We start from the raw sequence: 20899 nt of genomic DNA on the forward strand, positions 1-20899 counted from the left end.
ATCATTTATTAATATACCTTCTCCTCCTTGTTCTTTTATTCAATAATACTTTTATTGCTTGTGCCATAGCCAAAGGATTGTACACCTTCTTTAAATAGCAATCTGACTTTTACTACTGCATCCTTAGTTTTTCCTATTTGCTAATTGTCTGTCTATCTTTCTGCATCCATAAAAAACTCCCACCTAAGTGGGAGCTACCGATGGATTTCCAAATCCACGGAATTCCTTTATTTATCGGCTAAGTTTCACCACCGTCTCCACATGCACCGTATTAGGAAACATATCCACTGCACATGCCTTTTCTACTCTATATCCCTGCTCCTGTAACATTTCTAAATCTCTTGCAAGGCTTGTAGGTTTACAACTTATGTAAACCAAATTATTTACACCAAAATCAATTATTTTCTGCAATGCTTTTGGATTAATTCCATCTCGTGGTGGATCAAGAATAATCATATCCGGCTTGTCCTCAATTTCATCTATAACTTTCAAAACATCACCGGCTATAAATTCACAGTTATCAAGACCGTTTAAGCCTGCATTAACTTTTGCCGCCTCAACAGCTTCTTCAACGATTTCAACACCAACTACTTTTTTAGCAACAGGTGCGATAATCTGGGCGATTGTTCCTGTTCCACTATAAAGGTCAAACACTGTCATATCTTTAGTGTCACCAATGTACTCTCTTGCTTTAGAATAAAGAACTTCTGCTCCTAAAGAGTTTGTCTGGAAAAATGAGAAAACTGAAATTTTAAATCTTAATCCAAGCAACTCCTCATAAATATATTCATCACCAAATAAAATTCTTGTTTCGTCACTTTGAACCACATCAGCCAAACCGTCATTAATAATATGTATTACTCCGCAAAGTTTTGCTGACAAATCAAGATTCTTTAAAATTTCAACTAACTCAGTCCAGTTTGCCTTCTCTTCCATTTCCTTGTCCGATGTTGTGACCACCGCAACAAGTAACTGTTTTGTAACTGTTGTTCTTCTTACCAAAAGGTGTCTTAAATATCCTTCATGACGTAATTTTTTGTAAAAAGGTAATTCTTTACCGGCACAAAATTCCAACACAGCATCAAGAATTTTTCTGTAATCACTATCTACAATTTGACACTCATCAACTGTCACAATATCATGGAAACTATTGCGCTTATGCATTCCAAGAGCAAGTGGACCATCTTTTACTTCATCTCCAAAAGAGAATTCCATCTTGTTTCTATACTCCCACTGCAATGGACTTTGCAAAATCCCCTGAAATTCGTATGACTCATTAATTGCGTTATCAAGAATTCCCTTAACTGTATCTTTCTTTAATTTTAACTGGTTGTCATAGCTCATTGTCTGATAAGAACAGCCACCGCAAAATTCAAAATGCGGACACTTTGGAGAAACATCTTCAAGTTCAGATTTTTCAACAACTTCCTTTAATCTTCCAATGGCATTTCCTGATCTCTTTTTTGAAACTACGAATTTGACAGTTTGTCCCGGTACTGTTCCTTTAACTACTGCCATTCCTTCTTCTCTACAATCAACTTTTCCCTTATTAGGAAATGTAAGTCCCACAACTTTTCCTGTGTATTCAACACCTTTTTTCATCTATATAATCTTACATAATCCACTCTCCTTCATAAGCAATGGATTATTCTCCTTTCTCTAAAATACTAAAGTATCAACTAATCTATTAATATTATTTTTACAACCAATATCTCTTAACAATTTGTTTGCTATTTTTTAACTGGTTCCCTTTATCTGATTTTTTTACTAATCTTCTAACTTACTTCTTTTCTTTTATCAATCAAATTTTTAACTGATTTTTATTAATTTACCAAAATAGAATTTTAACTGTAATCCTTTATTTTTACAAAGAAAGAGTTTCAAAATGATACTTTCAAATAAAAAATCTGTAATAAAAATTCTTCCATAAGAAACATACCAATATTGAAACTCTTTCATAAAGATTAACTATTCAAAGAAAAACGATTAATCTTCAAAATCATCTTCATCTTCTTCATCTTCATCAAATAAATCATCAAAGTCATCTTCGAAATCATCATAATAATCTTTGTTAATTAATCTATAAATTCCATAAGCTGCACCTGCTACTGCTGCAATTGCTGCGATAACACCAAGAACAACTGCTACGATTTTGCAAGTTTCCTTCTTCTCATCTTTTCCAATGAGTTTTCCGATTTTTACACCCTTCATTAATTCGTCCATATTATTCACCTCTTTTTGTTTAATTTCGTTTTTAATAGTAATATTATATCATCAATCATAGTCTTTTACTACACTTTTTTAAGTTTAGCAAATGATGCCATCATAACCTTTTGACCTACTAAATCAAAATTAACTGTTACCTGATAATCTCTAGGTCCATCCTCAATTCCAAGCACTGTTCCTTCACCAAACTTCATGTGCTTCACTCTATCTCCAACATGATAATCTATGTCAGCTTTGGTTACTACAAACTCTTTTCCAAAGCTAGGTTTGCTACTTGGTTTACCATAAGCAGGCTTCTTGGACATAGCTCGATATGAGTTATCTTTCGAATCACTTCCATATCTCTTAGAACTTCCCATATAACCACCGCCATGACTTAGTGAACCTTCATAACCGCCAAAGCCACTAAATGAAGGTTGCTTCTTCTCAACACCTGCTGCTCTTGTATCTGTCACATTCTTGCTATTAACAATCATTGGCGGAATTTCCTTAACGAATCTTGATACAATATTATATTGCATTTCTCCACGAACCATACGCTTCTTTGCGTAACTAATTGTCAAATGTTTCATGGCTCTTGTTATTGCCACATAGCAAAGTCGTCTCTCTTCTTCTAATTCCTGTGCATCATCAGCCATAATGCTCATATAGCCTGGGAACAATCCGTCTTCCATTCCACATAAAAATACATACGGAAATTCCAATCCCTTTGCACTGTGAACTGTCATTAGCACAACATAACTACTGTCTTCATCAAGATTATCGATTTCTGCCACTAAAGCAACTTCTTCCAAAAATTCTGATAAAACAGGCTCATCAGTATTTTCTTCATATTCAATAATTTTATTAATTAATTCTTCAATATTTTCAATTCTGCCATTTGCCTCGTCAGTATTTTCAGCAACCAAATCACCCATATAGCCTGTGTCTGTCAAGATTGCATTTACTAATTTTAGAATATCATTCTCGTATTCTTCTGTCTTATAACCTTCAATTAAATTAGTAAATCCTTTAATTTTCGAAACTGCTCTTGAAAGTCCCGGAATATTCTCAACTTCTAAAAAAGCATCATACAAATCCATTCCGTATGCTCTTGCGTAATCCTTCACACGCTCAACAGTTGTTGCACCTATTCCTCTTTTTGGAACATTTATGATTCGCTCTACTGCAATATCATCTGTTGGATTACTTATAATTCTCAAATATGCAATAATATCCTTAATTTCTTTTCGCTGATAGAAATTCTGACCACCAATAATCTTATAAGGAATGTTCTTCATCATTAATTTTTCTTCCAAAGCTCTTGACTGTGCATTAGTTCTGTACAAAATTGCATAATCATTATAATCTGCTTTTCCGTAATCTACTTTTTCCTTTATCTCACTTGCAACCATTTCTGCTTCAGCATAACCGTCTTCTGCCTGATATAAATCAATCTTATCTCCCTGCTCATTGTCACTCCAAAGAGTCTTGTCTTTTCTTCCGGCATTGTTATGTATAACCGAATTGGCAGCTTCTAATATGTTCTTTGTAGAACGGTAATTCTGTTCCAGTTTGACCACCCTTGCATTTGGAAAATACTTTTCAAACTGCAAAATATTTGTAATATCAGCCCCTCTGAATTTGTAAATAGACTGGTCATCATCACCAACTACACATAAATTCTGATTCTTAGATGCTAACTGTTTAATAAAAGCAAACTGTGCCGCATTAGTATCCTGATACTCGTCCACCATAATATACTGAAGTCGATTCTGATACCCTTCCAAAACTTCTGGACACTTGTTAAACAACTGCACTGTTTTCATTATTAAATCATCAAAATCCAACGCATTATTTTTCTTCAAGGCTTCCTGATATTCATCATAAATCTTAGAAATATTAACCATCTTAAAATCATTTCTTGCCATTGCCACCACATCACCTGTGGTAATAAGCTTGTTTTTAAAATCAGATATCTTTCCAAGCATAGCATTTTCTTTGTAAATCTTTGTGTTAAGGTTAAGTTCCTTAATAATATTCTTCATTAATCGTTTCTGATCATCTGTATCATAAATTGTAAAATCTGTGCTATAACCAATTCTATCTATATATCTTCTAAGAATTCTCACACAGGCTGAATGGAAAGTGCTGACCCAAACCTGCTCAGCACCAAAACCAACAATCTTATTTACCCTACTTCTCATTTCCGCTGCCGCCTTGTTGGTAAATGTAATTGCCATAATGTTGTATGGATTCACACTTTTTTCTTCTATTAAATATGCAATTCTATGAGTAAGAACTCTTGTCTTTCCTGAACCTGCACCAGCCAGAATCAGCAACGGTCCATCTGTGTGAAAAGTTGCCATCTGCTGCATGTCATTTAAAGTATCATATATTTTGTTCATTTATAAACCTCGTCATATAAAAATCAAACAAATGTTTGTCTCTCTATTCTAACATAATCCTAATAATAAATAAATTCATTTTTTACAATTTAAATTCTTTCTTTTAGTTTTTTTCTCTAATCATATCCCCTAATTATTTTCCATTTTTCTCTAATTATTTTATTTAATCAAATTATATAATTTCACATAACCCTTTTTTGTACCATCTCTCCATATTTTGAAAAACATATTAATACATATTTTTTTTACTTTATGCATTATTTTTATACTTTTTTCACATCTTGTATTTTTTTTTTGCATGATGAGTTTTATTTTTTATATCTTGTAGTTTTCATTACTAGGTATTATACTATAGAAAGGAGGAGACGTTATGCATTCAGAAGATTTTATTAAAAAGATACTAGATGATATAGACACCTTTAATATTGATGATATTCCAAACATTGATTTATATATGGATCAGGTAACTACCTATCTTAATGATAAATTTGCCAATACTAAAAGGCACGAAGATGACAAGCTTATGACTAAAACAATGATTAATAACTATGTCAAGAGTCGTCTGCTTCCATCACCTGAAAAGAAAAAATACACAAAAGACCACATGATGGTTCTTATTATGATTTATTTTTTCAAAAATATCATTTCCATCAATGATGTAAATAAACTTATTACTCCATTGCTGGATTCATATTTTCACAACGAAGAAATACCTCTTGAAAATATAATAAATACTTTTTTAACTTTTGCCAAACAGTGCAATTTAACTGACAGTATTTTAACTGAATATAATGAATGTCGTGAAATTTTCAAAGACGCAAATGTTAAAGATAAGGAATATCTTGAAACAATGGGCTTGATTACAATGTTAAGTTACGACACTTTCGTTAGAAAAATTGTTATTGAAAAATTAATCGACTCATTGCCTGACACAGAAAATACCGAAAAATAATATTAACGCAATAATCCCGTAAACATACATTTTACCTGTACGTTTACGGGATTATTTTTTTTATAAAGAATGTCTCTTTTAAATATTTACCTAATTGTTTTTATTTTCAGCCTCTTGTTCATTTACACGTTCAAGAACCAAGTCATATCCATCGTTTCCATAATTAAGTGAGCGATTAACTCGGCTAATGGTTGCTGTTGATGCTCCTGTAGCATTTGAAATATCAAGATATGTTTGTCCTTCTCTTAATAATTTTGCCACTTCATATCGTTGGGATATTGATAGCAATTCATTAATTGTACACACGTCTTCAAAAAAAGTATAACACTCTTCCTTATCTTTTAAGGTAAGTATAGCTTCAAATAAATGATCTACTTCCGTTCTTCTAATATTCTTACTCATAATATACCTCTCAATTGTCAGGTTTCTTTACTTTTAGATTTTAACACTCTAAAGTTTGAAAGTCCAGTATATATTGTTATTTTATTGCAAGATTTTGTTGCAAGTCCAATCTAAAATTTGAAATTAACTCTCCAAATTTCACGGTAAAATTTTATTTTACTATCTACCGCCTATCACCCAAACTATTGAATCACATAAATTACCTAAACTGTATTTAGTCACCTAAATTATCTGAACTGTTTTCTCAAAGTCTGTAATTCTTCAACACTAAACTTGTATGTTGTGTTGCAGAAATCGCATTTAACTTCAATTTCCTTACCGTCATTAATAATTTCGTCCATATCCTTTTTGCTAATACTTGCTAAAGCTTTTGCAATTTTTTCCTTACTGCAGTTACAAACAAAACCTGTCTCAATTTTATCTGTAAATTCAACATCCATGTCACCCATTACTTCTTTTAAAATATCTTCAGGTGTCATTCCTTTTTCAAGCATTTCTGTTACTGAACTAATGTTGTTTACTCTTTCTTCTAATTTATTTATTACTTCTTCATCAGCAAATGGCATAAGCTGGACAATAAATCCACCTGCCTGTTTTACCGTATTATCCTTTGACATTAAAACACCTAATCCTACAGCAGAAGGAACCTGTTCTGATGACGCAAAATAATATGTTAAATCTTCTGCTACTTCACTTGTGCCTAAAGGCACCTGGCTAACGTATGGTTCTTTTAAACCCATGTCTTTAATTACTGTAAGTGTTCCGTATCCAATAGCCGCACCTACATCAAGCTTTCCTGCGTAATTTGCAGGAATAAGTACATTAGGATTTCCTACATAGCCTTTTACATTTCCTTTTGAATCAGCAGTAACTGTCACTCCGTTAATTGGGCCGTCACCCTTCATCATTAAAGTAAGCATATCCTTTTCGCCCTTCATCATTACACCCATCATTGCACCACCTGTTAATAATCTGCCAAGTGCTGCTGTTGCAACGGGACTTGTATTGTGATGCTGTCTTGCTGTTTCAACCATTTCTCTTGATGTAATGGCAAATGCTCTAATCTGTTTATCTGCTGCTACCGCTCTAACTATATAATCCATTTTATTGTTCCTTTCTTTATTTAGCATTACTTTTTCTAACTACCACGTACACTCTGTCATTTTCTTCAGTACCTTCATTATCAGTAAAAGCTTCATATATTTTTTCTAACTTAAGCCCTGACTTTTCAACTGCTTTTTTTACTTCATTTAAAGTATACCCTCTTTGAAAATGTTCCTCTTCATATTTATCATATCTGCCATCTTCAGCCCTAACAAATACTGACAAATAATATTCATTAATGTTTGTTTCTTCATCAAAATAATTTTCCCAAATAAAACTGCCATCTTCCCTATCTTCAGCTATGGTTTTCTCTCCAATATCAGAAAAATACTTCTTTGTTTTTAAATCAAAAACAAACACTCCGTCGTCCTCTAAATATTCATTAACTCTCTCAAAAACCTTAGTAAAATCACCATAATCTGTAATATAGTTCATGGAATCACCAATGCTAACCATTGCAGGCACTGCATATGGAAGTTGAAGATTAGTTGCATCCTGTAAAACGTACACTATGTCTTCCTCTTCCTTTTTGCTTTCAGCAATTTCAAGCATTTCCTGGGAAAGATCTATTCCTATCATATTGTAACCTTTTTCGTGAAGCAGCATTGTGCCCGTTCCTGTACCACAACCAATTTCAACCAAAGTACCGTCTTTTGCACCGTATTTTGTTAATAACTTTGCTGCATAATCACACCATTGATGATAATCTACATTGTCCATAAATTCATCATACACCAGTGCGAATCCACCGTATGCTTCCATTTTATTCTCTCCGATTTCTTTATATTTTATCTTTATAACATAGTGATTTTACCAACAATCTCTGCTAAACGCAACCTTGATTAATGCCACCTGCTCATTTATACTATTTAAAGAATTAGGAATACTATTTATGTTTCTATTTTCTTTAATTAACAATAGGAGAATTTCAATGCCAGTTAGTATATATAATAAAATTAAAATATCGTCAAAAATGCAGTTTGAAAAATATCTTATACTTTTAATTGCATGCATTATCATTTTTTTAAATTGTCCATTTATATCTGTTTTTCATCCAACAGAAATAAATAACATTAACACAGTAACTTCAAAAAACAAATACATTAATGTAACCACATCTGATTTACATTACACCGGCTACACCTTTGAAAAAATCGGCCACAGAAAATATGGTTACTACTACACAATAAAAGACAATAAAAGTCTTTTTGTGCTTCTGCCGGTTGACTCAACTCCAAAAGAAACTTTAAGCAACTATTCTTTTAAGGGAAAAGTCACAAAACCTAACAGAACCTACAAAAAGATGCTCTCTATGTTAGTTAAAGATTTAAACTGGAACGAAGCTTCAATGAATGATGTAAATAACGACTTTTTCATTAGTAATGCAGACTACAATATTGTTCCCTACATTATTTTATTTTGGCTTTTAATTTTTATTTTGCTTACTTCTATATATAAGCTTATAAATTATGCCTTATATTTTGCAAAGCCTTATACTTACAACGTCTGCCCTTTTAAAAGTAAAGAAGAGCAGCGTTACTTAATTAAAAATGCCAATATTGAACTTAACAGCGACAATTACATTCAAATTAACAGCATGTATATAACAGAAAACTATCTTGTGGATTTAACTGTTCCAAGAATTTATGTTATACCACTTAACGATATAATCTGGTGCTATCGTGTTGGGAAATTTGCTTTTAATTCTAAAAAGACTGCCACTGAATTTTCCCTTGTACTTACTTCTTTTGATGGAATTACAACTACACTTAAACACAAAACCAGTGACGAAGCTTTGGAACTTTTAAATACAATTCGTGCAACAGAAGCCAACATTATCATTGGTTTTTCTGATTCAAAAAAACACGAAGCCAAACAAATTATTGCAGCCAATAAATAAATAAATAATTAATTAATTAAATAATAAATAAAGAAGTGTGCAGCCCTAGCGGAATATTTTTGTGTAATAATACCTTTAAAGAATTTTTCTATATTAAAAAAGATAATCTAATTTTGATATTTGCGTATTCTCTATAAGTAAGGCTTTTATCTCCATCCTTTTGAGATACTGTTCAAAATTAAATTATCTTTTTTATTTTTTATAATTGTCTAATATAAATTTTGTACTTTTTTTATGATAATCTTATATTATCTTCCGCAACAATATTTATATTTCTTTCCTGAACCACATGGACAAGGATCATTTCTACCAATCTTCTTTTCCTTAACGATTGTTCCTGAACGTTTTTCTTCCTTGTATAATTCCTTCTGTCTTTCAGGTGTAATGATATCGTTCCATTCTTCTAATTCGTATAACCACTGTGCCTTAGCAGCTACCATGTTCTTATATAATAATTCAGGTTCATAATCTAATGAAACTTCTGTTGTTTCAGTAAGCTGGTCCATTGGATTTTCTTTTTTAAGGCTTTCACTAATACCATCTAAAAATCCTACCATTGTAAGAACTTCCATGTCGTACTTCTTTGCAAGTTCTTCAACTGTGCCTGAAACTACTGTGCCATAATTTTTAAGAATATCCTTATATACTTCCTTTTCCTGTAAAAAATATGCATTCCAGAAATCGTTGTACTGCTGCTGAGTCTGTTCCTGATTGTATGCTATTTCTCTCCATGTTTCTAATAAATACTTATCTGCCATTTTTTCCTCCAAAAGTAATTATTTTAGTTTATCCTCTGATAGACATTCAACTTATTAGATTATACTTATTTAAAACAATAATTGCAATATATTATTGGTCTGTTATAATCTTTTATGTTAAATAATTTTAATATAAGCTTCTACTTTTTAGGCTTATATTATAGTAGAAAGGATTCGTTAGGTACATAATATGGAAAAATTAAAAAGAATCATGGCACTGCTTGGTGTTATTGTCGTCGTTGTATGTGCATTACTTACTTTAGTGTTTGCATTGTTGGGATATAGTACACTTTGGAAAGCTTCAGCCTATTGTATGGTTGTGATTCCAGTGATTATTTATGTTATGATGTGGTTAGCAAAGCTTTTAGAAAATCGTGGTAACAAAAGATAATTTTAGTATCTTTACTCATAAAACCAAGTCATTCTAAGAATCTAACAAATAACAAATGTTGTCATATAATTTATATTAATGCAAATAGAAACAGTGCCGTTAAAGGCACTGTTTCATTCTAAATACATAAAAACTTTATTAAAACAATCCACAACCAATTATTTTCTCAAATCATTCATTAATTCACCATAAGATTGTTCTTTTCCTGGATTTTCCATATTAGCATATGCTAATGATGGTATTAACTTAATATCCATAAATTATGCTCCACAAAAATGCAATTCTCTAATTTACATACTTGTCAACTCTTCTAACAACATCTTGAACCATTTCTCTACATGGTCTCTTGTGTGTTACTACTTCTCTATTTGTAATTCCTAACAAATCGCCACAAGTAACAGCTCCATAATCTTCTCTAAACTCATCAATAAACTTCTTTATTTTTTGTTCTACATCATGTTTCTGTTCCCTGTTTGCATTATAACCACCAAATTTTTTACTAATAACCATAGCACCGCCTAGAACCGTTCCACAAATTTCATAACTTTGTCCAACTCCACGGCCAATGCCCATTGTAGCAGTTATAATATCTTCCATTGAGTCAAATAAATCTTCGTATCCCATTAATACAGACTGAACACAATTATATCCGGCGATATGAGCCTCAGTAGCTTTCTGAACTCTCTCTTCAATATCCACAATGCTACCTCCATTTTCTATCTAACGTAACTAATTATAATTCTTCCTTTTCCTTTAAGTGTTACATTTTCACATTGGGCTGGGATAAATATACTTTCTGTAAATGGAAAATCCATAACTTCCCCTTCACACTCAAGTGTTATATCATTTTCAACGTTTGTTAAACAGAAAAATCTCTTCTTATCTGTTTCCAAAACATATTCGCCATCTAAATCAAGAATTTCCATTGTAAATTCATCAATGTCCAAAACTTTTTCAGGTTTGTTAATGAATTTCTTATCTAATGGAAAAGCTTCCTTTTCACATTGTTTTGTACAATCTACAACATCAAGTGATTTCTTTACATGAAGTTCTCTTTCATTTCCCTGATCATCTTTTCTGTGAAAGTCATAAAATCTGTATGTAACATCACTATTTTGACTTACTTCAAGAGCAATCATCCCTGCTCCCATTGCATGAAGCTGTCCTGCGTCAATGCAAATTAAGTCTCCTTCTTCCATATCATGTTTCTTACAAATATCTTCTACTGTATCATTTTCAACAGCTTGTCTAATTTCATCAACCGACTTTGCTGTTGTTCCTGCAATAAGTGTTGAATTAGGTTCAGCCTTAATAATATACCAAGCCTCTGTTTTTCCTTCATCATTCTCATACTTATGTGCATAATCATCTGTTGGATGAACCTGAACAGAAAGTGTTGCTGCTGTATCTAAAATAGATAAACGAAGCATTTGACTTCTTTTCTTTTCTCCTAACATTTCTTCAGGATATGTATCTAACATTTCTGATAGTTTCATTCCTTTGTACTCACCATTTAATACTGTATTATCAGCATGTGGGTGTGCACTTATGTCCCAACTTGAACCATGTGATTCAGGATTATTTCTAATTTTCGCTAATTTGTCATTTCCCCAGATTCTACGATCGTAAACTGGTTTTAATTTAAGCGGATACATGTGTCTCATCATAACCCTCCAATATCTTCTTTCCTGAGCTTGTTCCAATACGTGTTGCACCTGCATCTATCATTGCAGCACATGTTGCCCAATCTCTTATTCCTCCTGCTGCTTTAACCTGTACATCGTCTCCTACATGTTCTTTCATAAGTTTAACATCTTCCACAGTTGCTCCACTTGTTCCAAAACCTGTACTTGTTTTCACGAATGTAGGCTTAACCTTCTTAGCAATTTCTGCTAACTTTACTATTTCTTCTTTTTCTAAATAGCAATTTTCAAAAATGACTTTTGAGATTTTATTATTTTCATTACAGATATCAACTATCTGCTTCATTTCTTCCTCAATATAATCCCAATTTCCACTTTTTAATTCACCTATGTTGATCACATAGTCAATTTCATCTGCGCCATCTTCAATTGCTTTTTTGGTTTCAGCAACTTTAACTTCCAATGTTGTCTGTCCAAGTGGAAATGAAATTGCTGCTCCAACGTGAACTTTTGAATCTTTTAAAAATTCAGCACACCATTTCACTGGTGATGAATTAATTGCCACCATTGCTGTCTGCATTTCTTCTGCCTCATCGCACAATTTTTTTAAATCATCTTTTGTTGCAAATGCCTTCAAATATGTGTGATCAAATAAACCTGCTAATTCTTCTCTTGTAATTGTCTTGCTATCCACTATGTTCTCCTTTCATGTAACAACCTAACCTTACAACTTAGTGTATAATTTCAAATTCTTTTAAACAATTATGAATTGCTTCCTTTGTAGGACTAAATACTATACCTTCACTTTGTAATTTTGTTGTATCTAACCTTAATTCTCTAATACTTTCTTTTGAATATTTAGAATTATCTTCTATTAATAACTCCTCAATTCTATTTTTTTCTAAACCAATTTCTTCTAATATAAATCTAACAATTTCATATCTGCTATCATTATTTACTGAACCAAAATTATAGGTTCCATATGGTAATGATAGTAGCTTTTCTAAATTAATACATATTTCGTTTACATCACTCATTCCTCTGAATTCATAGTTACTTGCCTTGATTGGTTGGTTCAGGTATGCTGCTTTTATAGTATCCCATAAAATATTCACACCTATGGTGCAACCTCTTTCCGGCAATCCGAAAAGCCATGTAAAACGAACAACCCAATATTCGTCAAGAATATCCGGTAATTTTTCTTCAACTTCTAATTTATTTTTTCCATATACTGCCTTAGGTACGGCAGTGTCCACTTCTTTGTAGGGACCTTCTTCTTCACTTCCATCAAACAACTGCTCTGTAGAAGTAAAAACCATTTTTGCTCCTACTTTTTTACAAGCTTTAGCTACATATAATGCACCATCTACATTGACTGCCCTTGCCTTTTCAGAATTATCAATACAAAATTGTTGATTTGGAATTCCTGCTGCATGTATTACATAATCTGGTTTTTCTTCCAAAATGTACTTCATAACTGCGTCTTCATTTGTTACATCTAAATCTTTTGATCCTAAAGCTTTTATTTCATATTTATTGTTCCACATTTTTGCAAATCTAGATCCTAAAAAGCCTTTTCCACCTGTTATTATAATTTTCTTCATATAATATTCCTTTCAAAAAAACAAATAATAACTACCAATATAACTTATTTTTCCGCTATATTCGAGAAACACAGATTTTACCCTGTGTTTCCCAAAAAGTTATGTGATAATTTGTTATGTGTAACCTACAATTGATTATAAAATTCCTACGAATGCACAAACAATTGATACGATTACGAGAAGGATAAGAACTTTGTTAGCCTTCCATCCTCTCTTGCTGATTAAATAGTAGCTTAATAAAACTACGATTAATCCAAGAAGGCCTGGGAAGAAACTATCAAATGTATCCTGAACCTTAAATGTTGTTTTAGCTGCCTTATTGGCAAACTTAAGTGGTGTAGTTACGCTTACGAAACTTGCACAACATCCACCTACAACCATTGTACCTAAAACAGTGATTGCATCTTTAACTCTCTGTGAATTTTCACCTACTAAAATATCAGCAGCTGAAAGTCCTAACTTGTAACCTTTCATATATAACCAGTAGTTTACACTAAGCATGATTCCTAAATAGAAAACCATGTAGAATAAAACTCCGGCAGGACTACCTGCAGATGAGATTGACATAGCAATACTTAATAAGATTGGGATGAAAATACCCTGAACTATTGAATCTCCAATACCTGCGATAGGTCCCATAAGTGATGTTTTAACTGTATGTAATAATTCATCTGGAACATTTGCTCCTTCGCTTTTTTCTTCTTCAAGTGAAGCAACGATACCATTTACTACTGAACCTGTCTGTGGTTCTGTGTTGTAGAATACTGAATGTCTACTTAAACAATCAGCATATTCTTGTGTTCCTTTTCCATATAATTTCTTAGCGATAGGTACGATACCTTGGGCAAAACCATTAGCCTCTAATTTTTCATAGCTTAATGTTGACATAGCCCAAAACTGCCAAGACCAAAAACCCTTTTTTAAATCTTTCTTATCTAATTTTGCCATTTATATCACCTCGTCATCATCAATATCTGAACTTGCAGCTTCTACTGTAGCGTTTGATCCTGATGCTTTGTAAACGATTACTGCAATCAAGCCAGCTATTACAGCTAAAGCAATCATTGAGTTACTAATAAATGTGTAGAAAATAAGTCCTGCAAAGAAGTAGATTAAGAAAGACTTTTCTTTAATCAATAAGTTCATAAGTAATGCAACACCAATTGCAGGTAACATTCCACCTAAAACGTCCATTGCGTGAAGAATCCAATCTGGTACGTTGTTAACTACGAAGTTAACGAACCCTTTACCACTGTAAATAGCAATTGAAACTGGGATTGCTCTGATAACAAAGTTTGTAATCTGAGCTCCAATAACATGGTTTCTGAACATTCCTTTTTCATCACCCCTTGCTGCAGCAGCTGTTGCTCTTGAGTTCCAAACTGAGTTAACAACCATGATTAAGTTGTAAAGGATAAGTCCTAATGAACCACATAATACTGATAAAGTAACTGTAACACCTGTTGATGCTCCTGATACTAAACCTAATCCAATACCGCCATATGCTGCGTAGATGATTTCTGAGTTTGTTGAACCACCTGTTGATACATTTGCGATAAAAGCTGCCTGTACTGCAACACCAAGAAGTACACCCTGTGTTACATCGCCCATAATAATACCGCATATTAAACCTGCTACTAATGGTCTACCTACTGTGTAGTAACCACCAGAGATACCTGCTAACCATGGAGTATGAATACCACCTAAGTATGAAAATACTCCAATTAGCAATGCTTTTACTAATAAAGCTACATCCATTTTTTTGTCCTCCTGTTTTTATTTTAATTTCTCTTTAATTGAGTTCCATAATGTAGGTGACGCATCTGGGATTAGCTGAAATTCAACTTCAATACCCTTCTGTGTCAATTCTTCGAAAGCTTCTGCTTCATCTTCTGTTAAAGCACAGTTTCTTCCGACTACTGTTGTGTTTGCTCTTGCTGACATAGGTCCAACATTGACCTTCTTTCCTAAGTCAACACCAGCTTCAAGTAAATTAACTAAAGTTCTTGGAGACTTTACAATTACAAAATATCCATTAGCAACTGAATTTGCTTTTGTAATTCTTTTAGCTCCTTCTTCTTCATCGAAAACACCTACTTTAATTCCTGTAGGGGCTGCATTTTTAAAAATCTTTGTTTGAAATGGATCATTTGCAATCTCATTATCAACAATTAAGATTCCTTTGCATGGTCTTGTACCAACCCAACGTGTTACTGTCTGTCCATGAAGAACTCTGTCATCAATTCTAATTAATGTTACACTCATCACACTTCTCCTTCCTTATACAATATCATCATCGTCGTCATCATCATCTTCAACATTTTCAAGTTCAATTGAGCTCTGTCCTGTAGCAATAACGTCATCCAAAACTTTTTCAATATCGTCTTCACCTAAACGTAATGCTAATTCCATAAGTAGTGGAAGATTAACACCAGCTACGATGTACATGTTATCTTTTGCGTTTTCCAGCTTATATCTTAATGACTGGTTAAAAGGTGTTCCACCCTTAGCATCCGCTAAAACAACTACTGAATCATACTTTCCAAAAGCTTCATCAAGTGTTTCGTTAAGTTGCTTTGAAAATGCGTCAACACCTTCTGTCAAACAAACATACTTTACATGTTCCTGAGGTCCAAGTATCATCTCTCCTGCTGATACAACTCCCTCTGCAAAATGATTATGTCCAACTACAACTATACCATTCATTTTTGCCTCCTTTGTCATATTTTTATTTATTATGTTCTTTTGTAATTACAATATAATATAATATTGTTTTCTTGTCAATATTTTTTTATATATTTTTAATAGTTTTTACAAGTTTTTCATAATTTTATATGGCACTTCTGACAACGAAACGTTTTTAAAGTAATAAAAACGTTTCATTATGATTAGATATAATAATATTCTTTTAATAAAACAAACTAAAAATATTTTTTTCATTTTTTACTCATATTTGAAAATTTTCTATCCAAAGTGTTATTTTTGTACAAATATGCATCAAAAAAACACATAACATTTTTTCAAATGTCATGTGTTTTTCTAACAATCTTTTTTACTTGTTTATGCCACTTAATTTTAATTCAATATTAAAGTTTGTTTTCTTTCCATTATAATTAGCCACTGAATATTCTATTGGTACTCCGCCTTTATCTTTTCCAATTGTTTCAGTAAATAAAATCGGATCGCCCTTTGCCATTTCCAAATACTTCGCTTCCTCAGTTTTTGCTTTTTTTGCTGAAATATTTCTTGAAACAGAGAATACTGGATAACCGGCTTTTTCCATTTGATCGTATAATGACTCCCTTTCCATATTGCAATCTAACATATTAATATATTTGTAGTATGGTATATAACTGTCCATATAAACAACAGGGATGTCATCACAATATCTAACTCGTTTTAAATGTATGTACTTATCACACAATAAACAGTCTTTTACTTTTGTAGATTCGTCTTCTACTTTAAATTCCAATACTTTTGTTTTCACAACTGCACCACTTGCTTCTAACTCATTCCTAAAGCTTGTAAGTTCGCTTAAAAACTTGTCATAAACCATCGGTTTAGTAACTACTGTTCCTTTGGATCTTTCCCTTCTAATAAATCCCTTGGATGATAATTCTTTATATGCTTGTCTTATTGTCGGCCTACTTATCCCCAGTTGGGTTACTAATTCGTCTTCTGTAGGAAGTCTATCACCATCCTTTAGTTCATCTTTTTCAATTAGTTTTTCAATATACGAATACAATTGAAAATATAAAGGTATAGCTGAACTTCTGTCAATTATATTTGCTCTAAATAAATTCATTTTTTGTCCTTTCATGTCATATTAACCAGGCCAAGTTAATATGTTTAATTGTAACTATATTACGTTTTTCTTGCAACGTTTTCATTCTAACATTTTTACATTTTTTTTGTATATGATGTATTATCATTTTTTTGCTATCTCTACAATAAACTTTAAATTATTATATTTGGTGCAAAATTTTATTAATATATTAGTTCCTTACCTTTGCTTTCATTACCTTTATAAATTCACTATCTACAGCTTCAATTATAAAACTGCCTGCATTTGCCGGAACAATCACTGTTTCTGCATAATGTACTTTATATGGTTCAAAAGAATCATTACTACTCTTAATAATTGCCTGCTTTCCATCAACTAGATTCAACATTGTAACTTCTTTGTCTGATTTAATTTCAACTGACTTACTGGTTGAAATAACATGTGTTTCAATAAACTCAAGTTCATGCAAACCTGTTTTTACCTCTTTATAGTCATCATTATCCTCTATAACATTAAAATTATTTACAAGATTTTCTTCCACCCATTTTGTTGTTCTGTCATATCTAATAACTTTCTTACCATCTTCAATATGAATTGGTCTTGGTTTGCCATCTAAACCTACTCTATCCCAATCCCATAATTTAAAAGTAAATATATATGGCGTGGCACTTACTTCAAGTACCATACAGTTGTTTGCAGAGCAATGAACAGTTCCTGCTGGTATTAAATAATGATCATGTTTTTTTGCGGGGAAGAAATTAATATACTTATCTACATCAAATTTGACATTCCCATGTTGAGCCTCTTCCAAATCTGAAATCATTTGTTCTTTATCAATACTTTCTTTTAATCCAAGATAAACCCCCGCCCCTTCTTTTGCATCTAAAATGTAATAGCTCTCGTCCTGAGTATATGGCATTCCAAATTTATTTCTTATGTAGTCTGTATCTGGATGAACCTGCAAACTTAAATTTTGGCCTTCCATTGTGTCAAGGAAATCAAATCGAATTGGAAATTCTGCACCAAATCTTGCGAAATTCTTTTCTCCTATTAATTCCCTTGGTTGATACAATGTCAAATTCATTGCAGGTGATTCAACTGTCACATCTCCATATTGCATATATATACTATTCTCTTCAGGAACACCATCAAAACTCCATGCATAATTTTTTTCATTTTTATCTAGATTACATACTTCCTTCATCCATTGTCCACCCCAAACACCGGGGTCAAAATATGGTACAAGTCTAAATGGCCTTTTTGTCATTTGCTTAAGTCCTTCTCTAAAGCCTTCGCCTATAACCATTTTAGGATTTCCCTGTTTATTTGTATCTAAATAAAAATCAATATCTTCATATAAAGAAGCCTTGTGTTTGTCTGCTATTCTCCATTCAATAAAAAATCCACGTTTATATTTTATTAGTACATCTTCATCATAATTGTCCTGTTTATAATTAGGCATTCCATTTCTATAACGAAGTTGTATTTCCCAACGTGCCATATCTGAATAAACTAATATATCGCCTTTAGTTACTAGAGATGCCCCAAAGCCATATACTACTACTTTGCCTTGTGTATTCTCAATTTTTTTCTTAGCTTGCTGCAATTTTTCATCGGAAATAAAGTCATTAATTGTTCCATAATACATAATTCCACGTACTCTGTCATCAGTAAGATTTTTTTCCATAAGTTCATTTAATTTATCCTTATCAAAAAAAATATCTTCCATTGATATAACTGTATTTGGAGATAGTTTATCAATTAAATTTACTTTCAATTCTTTTTCATTAGTTCCAGGATAACAATCTACCACTAAAATTTTCTTATTATCAAACTCTTTGTTTATTTCCTTTAGTATTCTATCCCAGCCTTCATATGCAAAATTATCATATCCTTTGATTTTTGTTTTAGGAAATCTGTCGTATTTACTAGCAAAATTTAAATATTTCATTAAATAACATACCTCCTTTTCTATACCGTACTAATGTTTTTATGTGACAACGTTCTTTTGTAATTACAATATAGCATAGTTAAAATATTGTTTCAATCGATTTTTATAATTTTAAAGTTTTCTAGTCACAGGCATTGAGCCTCTGTACTCATAGACCTTCGGTCTATTTCGTCAGTGGCTTTCGCCACATCAAATAAAAAACACAGCCGAAAAATTGTGCAAGCACATTTTTCGGCTGTGTTTTCATTTGGCGAGGCTCAATGCCTATCTGTATATGATTTCATGTCTGCCTGGTCCGTTACTTACCATTGTGATTGGAACTCCTAGTTCTTTTTCGATGAACTCAATATATTTACGGCAGTTTTCCGGTAATTTGTCATATTCTGTTATTCCACGTATATCTTCTTTCCATCCTGGAAGTGTTTCGTATACTGGTTTTGCTTTCTTTAACTGTGACGTTACTGGGAAGTCTTTTGTTACTTCTCCGTCGATTTCGTATCCTACACATACTGGGATTTCATCTAAGTAACCTAATACGTCAAGAACTGTAAGTGCTACTTCTGTTGCGCCCTGCATTCTTACACCGTATCTTGAAGCTACTGCGTCAAACCATCCCATTCTACGTGGACGACCTGTTGTGGCACCGAATTCGCCACCGTCACCACCACGACGTCTTAATTCGTCTGCTTCTTCACCAAAAATTTCACTTACGAATTCTCCACCACCTACTGCTGAAGAGTAAGCTTTTACTACTGTAATAATATCTTTAATTTCATAACATGGGATACCTGCACCAATTGCACCATAAGATGCAAGTGTTGATGATGATGTTACCATTGGGTAAATACCAAAATCAGGATCCTTTAATGTTCCAAGCTGTCCTTCTAAAAGAATTGTCTTTCCTTCTTTGATAGCGTTGTTTAAGAATAATGAAACATCTGCTACATAAGGTTTTACAATATCTCTGTATTCATGTAATGTTTCTAATAATTCATCAGGATTGATAAGTGGCTTGTGATACATGTGTTCAAGAAGAATATTCTTCTGTTCTGCAATTCTTACTACTTTTTCTTTTAATGTATCTTCGTCAAATAATTCTGATACCTGGAATCCAATCTTTGCATATTTATCTGAATAAAAAGGAGCGATACCTGACTTAGTTGAGCCGAAAGCTTTTCCTCCAAGTCTTTCTTCTTCGTATGCATCAAAATCAATGTGATATGGCATAAGAATCTGTGCTCTATCTGAAACTAAAATATGTGGCTTTGGCACTCCCTGTGAAACGATATCATCAATTTCCCTCTGAAGATATGGAATATTAAGTGCTACACCGTTTCCAATAACACATGTTGTATGCTGATAAAATACTCCCGATGGAAGTAAATGTAATGCAAACTTTCCATATTCATTTATTATAGTGTGTCCTGCGTTACTACCACCCTGGAATCTAACAATGATATCTGACTTTTCTCCAAGCATATCTGTAATCTTACCTTTTCCTTCGTCACCCCAGTTGGCACCAACAATCGCTCTAACCATTTGGTTTCCTCCTACTTTGTGTTGTTCGTTAATAATTATCTTTCGCTGCTTCCTAGCAGACCACTAAACATTATACTATCTAGCCGAAAAAAATGCTAGTGCATTTTAAATATAATCCCTATTTTCAAAATTAAAATTTTAAATTTCACTCTCCACCGGGCATGCGGACATTTTTTTAGACCGCTATGCCTATACTCCTTCTATAATCTAGAGGACTAAGTCCTCCGAGTGTTGATTTAATTCTATCTTTGCAATACC

The 20899-nt window shown here is 32.6% G+C and carries 21 protein-coding genes; 3 read left to right on the top strand and 18 right to left on the bottom strand.

All coding sequences use genetic code 11. From position 1 onward, the window contains the following. Window positions 1-231: 231 nt before the first annotated feature. The 3 genes from rlmD to pcrA all read right to left on the bottom strand — a co-directional run bounded on the left by rlmD (window position 232) and on the right by pcrA (window position 4613). Window positions 232-1602, bottom strand: coding sequence for a 23S rRNA (uracil(1939)-C(5))-methyltransferase RlmD (gene rlmD, locus ACZM4J_RS07135; RefSeq protein WP_428244862.1), 1371 nt, complete (start codon window positions 1600-1602; stop codon window positions 232-234). Between the two features lie 384 nt (window positions 1603-1986). Continuing rightward, window positions 1987-2223 carry a hypothetical protein gene (locus tag ACZM4J_RS07140; RefSeq protein WP_022164518.1) on the bottom strand — a complete coding sequence of 79 codons (237 nt, stop codon included), beginning with the start codon at window positions 2221-2223 and terminating at the stop codon, window positions 1987-1989. Between the two features lie 68 nt (window positions 2224-2291). Beyond that, window positions 2292-4613 (bottom strand): DNA helicase PcrA, encoded by a 2322-nt coding sequence (gene pcrA / locus ACZM4J_RS07145; protein ID WP_302690218.1) that lies wholly within the window; start codon window positions 4611-4613, stop codon window positions 2292-2294. A gap of 370 nt (window positions 4614-4983) precedes the next feature. Between pcrA and ACZM4J_RS07150 the strand changes: the two genes are divergently transcribed. Then, the gene (locus ACZM4J_RS07150) at window positions 4984-5565 is read left to right on the top strand and encodes a DUF1836 domain-containing protein (RefSeq protein WP_302690217.1); all 582 of its coding nucleotides are present in this window, start codon (window positions 4984-4986) and stop codon (window positions 5563-5565) included. 90 nt (window positions 5566-5655) lie between these two features. Here the strand turns inward: ACZM4J_RS07150 and ACZM4J_RS07155 are convergent, their stop codons facing one another. The 3 genes from ACZM4J_RS07155 to ACZM4J_RS07165 form a co-directional block, all read right to left on the bottom strand. After that, complete coding sequence (locus ACZM4J_RS07155) at window positions 5656-5967, bottom strand: YerC/YecD family TrpR-related protein (protein WP_299056801.1); 312 nt, start codon at window positions 5965-5967, stop codon at window positions 5656-5658. 227 nt (window positions 5968-6194) lie between these two features. Beyond that, window positions 6195-7070: an Hsp33 family molecular chaperone HslO gene (gene hslO, locus ACZM4J_RS07160; protein ID WP_022165646.1), complete on the bottom strand. Its 876-nt coding sequence runs from the start codon at window positions 7068-7070 to the stop codon at window positions 6195-6197. A gap of 16 nt (window positions 7071-7086) precedes the next feature. Beyond that, window positions 7087-7833, bottom strand: coding sequence for a class I SAM-dependent DNA methyltransferase (locus ACZM4J_RS07165; protein ID WP_022165647.1), 747 nt, complete (start codon window positions 7831-7833; stop codon window positions 7087-7089). Between the two features lie 169 nt (window positions 7834-8002). Between ACZM4J_RS07165 and ACZM4J_RS07170 the strand changes: the two genes are divergently transcribed. Continuing rightward, window positions 8003-8971 (top strand): DUF6709 family protein, encoded by a 969-nt coding sequence (locus ACZM4J_RS07170; protein ID WP_428244864.1) that lies wholly within the window; start codon window positions 8003-8005, stop codon window positions 8969-8971. A 248-nt stretch (window positions 8972-9219) separates the two neighbouring features. On the opposite strand, the gene ACZM4J_RS07175 is transcribed toward ACZM4J_RS07170, so the two are convergent. Then, entirely contained in the window at window positions 9220-9729 is a 510-nt protein-coding gene (locus ACZM4J_RS07175; protein ID WP_022165649.1) for an SEC-C metal-binding domain-containing protein, read from the bottom strand. Window positions 9730-9919: 190 nt separating this feature from the next. On the opposite strand from ACZM4J_RS07175, the gene ACZM4J_RS07180 reads away from it, so the two are divergent. Beyond that, a complete protein-coding gene (locus ACZM4J_RS07180) occupies window positions 9920-10120 on the top strand; it encodes a hypothetical protein (RefSeq protein ID WP_022165650.1) in 201 nt (66 codons plus the stop codon). Between the two features lie 285 nt (window positions 10121-10405). Here ACZM4J_RS07180 and ACZM4J_RS07185 read toward each other — a convergent pair whose 3' ends face one another. From ACZM4J_RS07185 to ACZM4J_RS07235, 11 genes are all read right to left on the bottom strand, one after another. After that, window positions 10406-10819: a C-GCAxxG-C-C family protein gene (locus ACZM4J_RS07185; protein WP_022165652.1), complete on the bottom strand. Its 414-nt coding sequence runs from the start codon at window positions 10817-10819 to the stop codon at window positions 10406-10408. 17 nt (window positions 10820-10836) lie between these two features. Continuing rightward, the gene (locus tag ACZM4J_RS07190; RefSeq protein ID WP_302690215.1) at window positions 10837-11784 is read right to left on the bottom strand and encodes a type I phosphomannose isomerase catalytic subunit; all 948 of its coding nucleotides are present in this window, start codon (window positions 11782-11784) and stop codon (window positions 10837-10839) included. Continuing rightward, window positions 11762-12442, bottom strand: coding sequence for a deoxyribose-phosphate aldolase (gene deoC / locus ACZM4J_RS07195; protein ID WP_368074882.1), 681 nt, complete (start codon window positions 12440-12442; stop codon window positions 11762-11764). The genes ACZM4J_RS07190 and deoC overlap by 23 nt, the downstream gene beginning before the upstream one ends. A 52-nt stretch (window positions 12443-12494) precedes the next feature. After that, window positions 12495-13367: an SDR family oxidoreductase gene (locus ACZM4J_RS07200; protein ID WP_428244865.1), complete on the bottom strand. Its 873-nt coding sequence runs from the start codon at window positions 13365-13367 to the stop codon at window positions 12495-12497. A gap of 135 nt (window positions 13368-13502) precedes the next feature. After that, window positions 13503-14315: a PTS system mannose/fructose/sorbose family transporter subunit IID gene (locus ACZM4J_RS07205; RefSeq protein ID WP_302690213.1), complete on the bottom strand. Its 813-nt coding sequence runs from the start codon at window positions 14313-14315 to the stop codon at window positions 13503-13505. Further along, the gene (locus ACZM4J_RS07210; RefSeq protein WP_022165656.1) at window positions 14316-15125 is read right to left on the bottom strand and encodes a PTS mannose/fructose/sorbose/N-acetylgalactosamine transporter subunit IIC; all 810 of its coding nucleotides are present in this window, start codon (window positions 15123-15125) and stop codon (window positions 14316-14318) included. An 18-nt stretch (window positions 15126-15143) separates the two neighbouring features. After that, on the bottom strand, window positions 15144-15632 hold the full coding sequence (locus tag ACZM4J_RS07215; protein WP_022165657.1) for a PTS sugar transporter subunit IIB: 489 nt from the start codon (window positions 15630-15632) through the stop codon (window positions 15144-15146). Between the two features lie 15 nt (window positions 15633-15647). Beyond that, window positions 15648-16073, bottom strand: coding sequence for a PTS sugar transporter subunit IIA (locus ACZM4J_RS07220; RefSeq protein ID WP_022165658.1), 426 nt, complete (start codon window positions 16071-16073; stop codon window positions 15648-15650). Between the two features lie 346 nt (window positions 16074-16419). Then, window positions 16420-17172: a GntR family transcriptional regulator gene (locus ACZM4J_RS07225; protein ID WP_022165659.1), complete on the bottom strand. Its 753-nt coding sequence runs from the start codon at window positions 17170-17172 to the stop codon at window positions 16420-16422. Between the two features lie 190 nt (window positions 17173-17362). Continuing rightward, window positions 17363-19102, bottom strand: coding sequence for a class I mannose-6-phosphate isomerase (locus ACZM4J_RS07230; RefSeq protein WP_022165660.1), 1740 nt, complete (start codon window positions 19100-19102; stop codon window positions 17363-17365). 264 nt (window positions 19103-19366) lie between these two features. Next, a complete protein-coding gene (locus ACZM4J_RS07235) occupies window positions 19367-20641 on the bottom strand; it encodes an adenylosuccinate synthase (protein WP_428244866.1) in 1275 nt (424 codons plus the stop codon). Window positions 20642-20899: the final 258 nt, after the last annotated feature.

This window comes from Eubacterium sp., from assembly GCF_057858645.1.

What these genes read in the sequence shown, in the direction of transcription:
- ACZM4J_RS07220 (WP_022165658.1), bottom strand. Translation starts at nt 16,073, where the DNA reads ATGAATGGTATAGTTGTAGTTGGACATAATCATTTTGCAGAGGGAGTT.
- ACZM4J_RS07170 (WP_428244864.1), top strand. Translation starts at nt 8,003, where the DNA reads ATGCCAGTTAGTATATATAATAAAATTAAAATATCGTCAAAAATGCAG.
- ACZM4J_RS07190 (WP_302690215.1), bottom strand. Translation starts at nt 11,784, where the DNA reads ATGAGACACATGTATCCGCTTAAATTAAAACCAGTTTACGATCGTAGA.
- ACZM4J_RS07175 (WP_022165649.1), bottom strand. Translation starts at nt 9,729, where the DNA reads ATGGCAGATAAGTATTTATTAGAAACATGGAGAGAAATAGCATACAAT.
- ACZM4J_RS07205 (WP_302690213.1), bottom strand. Translation starts at nt 14,315, where the DNA reads ATGGCAAAATTAGATAAGAAAGATTTAAAAAAGGGTTTTTGGTCTTGG.
- ACZM4J_RS07230 (WP_022165660.1), bottom strand. Translation starts at nt 19,102, where the DNA reads ATGAAATATTTAAATTTTGCTAGTAAATACGACAGATTTCCTAAAACA.
- ACZM4J_RS07165 (WP_022165647.1), bottom strand. Translation starts at nt 7,833, where the DNA reads ATGGAAGCATACGGTGGATTCGCACTGGTGTATGATGAATTTATGGAC.
- ACZM4J_RS07155 (WP_299056801.1), bottom strand. Translation starts at nt 5,967, where the DNA reads ATGAGTAAGAATATTAGAAGAACGGAAGTAGATCATTTATTTGAAGCT.
- ACZM4J_RS07215 (WP_022165657.1), bottom strand. Translation starts at nt 15,632, where the DNA reads ATGAGTGTAACATTAATTAGAATTGATGACAGAGTTCTTCATGGACAG.
- rlmD (WP_428244862.1), bottom strand. Translation starts at nt 1,602, where the DNA reads ATGAAAAAAGGTGTTGAATACACAGGAAAAGTTGTGGGACTTACATTT.
- ACZM4J_RS07150 (WP_302690217.1), top strand. Translation starts at nt 4,984, where the DNA reads ATGCATTCAGAAGATTTTATTAAAAAGATACTAGATGATATAGACACC.
- hslO (WP_022165646.1), bottom strand. Translation starts at nt 7,070, where the DNA reads ATGGATTATATAGTTAGAGCGGTAGCAGCAGATAAACAGATTAGAGCA.
- ACZM4J_RS07235 (WP_428244866.1), bottom strand. Translation starts at nt 20,641, where the DNA reads ATGGTTAGAGCGATTGTTGGTGCCAACTGGGGTGACGAAGGAAAAGGT.
- ACZM4J_RS07200 (WP_428244865.1), bottom strand. Translation starts at nt 13,367, where the DNA reads ATGAAGAAAATTATAATAACAGGTGGAAAAGGCTTTTTAGGATCTAGA.
- ACZM4J_RS07225 (WP_022165659.1), bottom strand. Translation starts at nt 17,172, where the DNA reads ATGAATTTATTTAGAGCAAATATAATTGACAGAAGTTCAGCTATACCT.
- ACZM4J_RS07210 (WP_022165656.1), bottom strand. Translation starts at nt 15,125, where the DNA reads ATGGATGTAGCTTTATTAGTAAAAGCATTGCTAATTGGAGTATTTTCA.
- ACZM4J_RS07180 (WP_022165650.1), top strand. Translation starts at nt 9,920, where the DNA reads ATGGAAAAATTAAAAAGAATCATGGCACTGCTTGGTGTTATTGTCGTC.
- ACZM4J_RS07140 (WP_022164518.1), bottom strand. Translation starts at nt 2,223, where the DNA reads ATGGACGAATTAATGAAGGGTGTAAAAATCGGAAAACTCATTGGAAAA.
- pcrA (WP_302690218.1), bottom strand. Translation starts at nt 4,613, where the DNA reads ATGAACAAAATATATGATACTTTAAATGACATGCAGCAGATGGCAACT.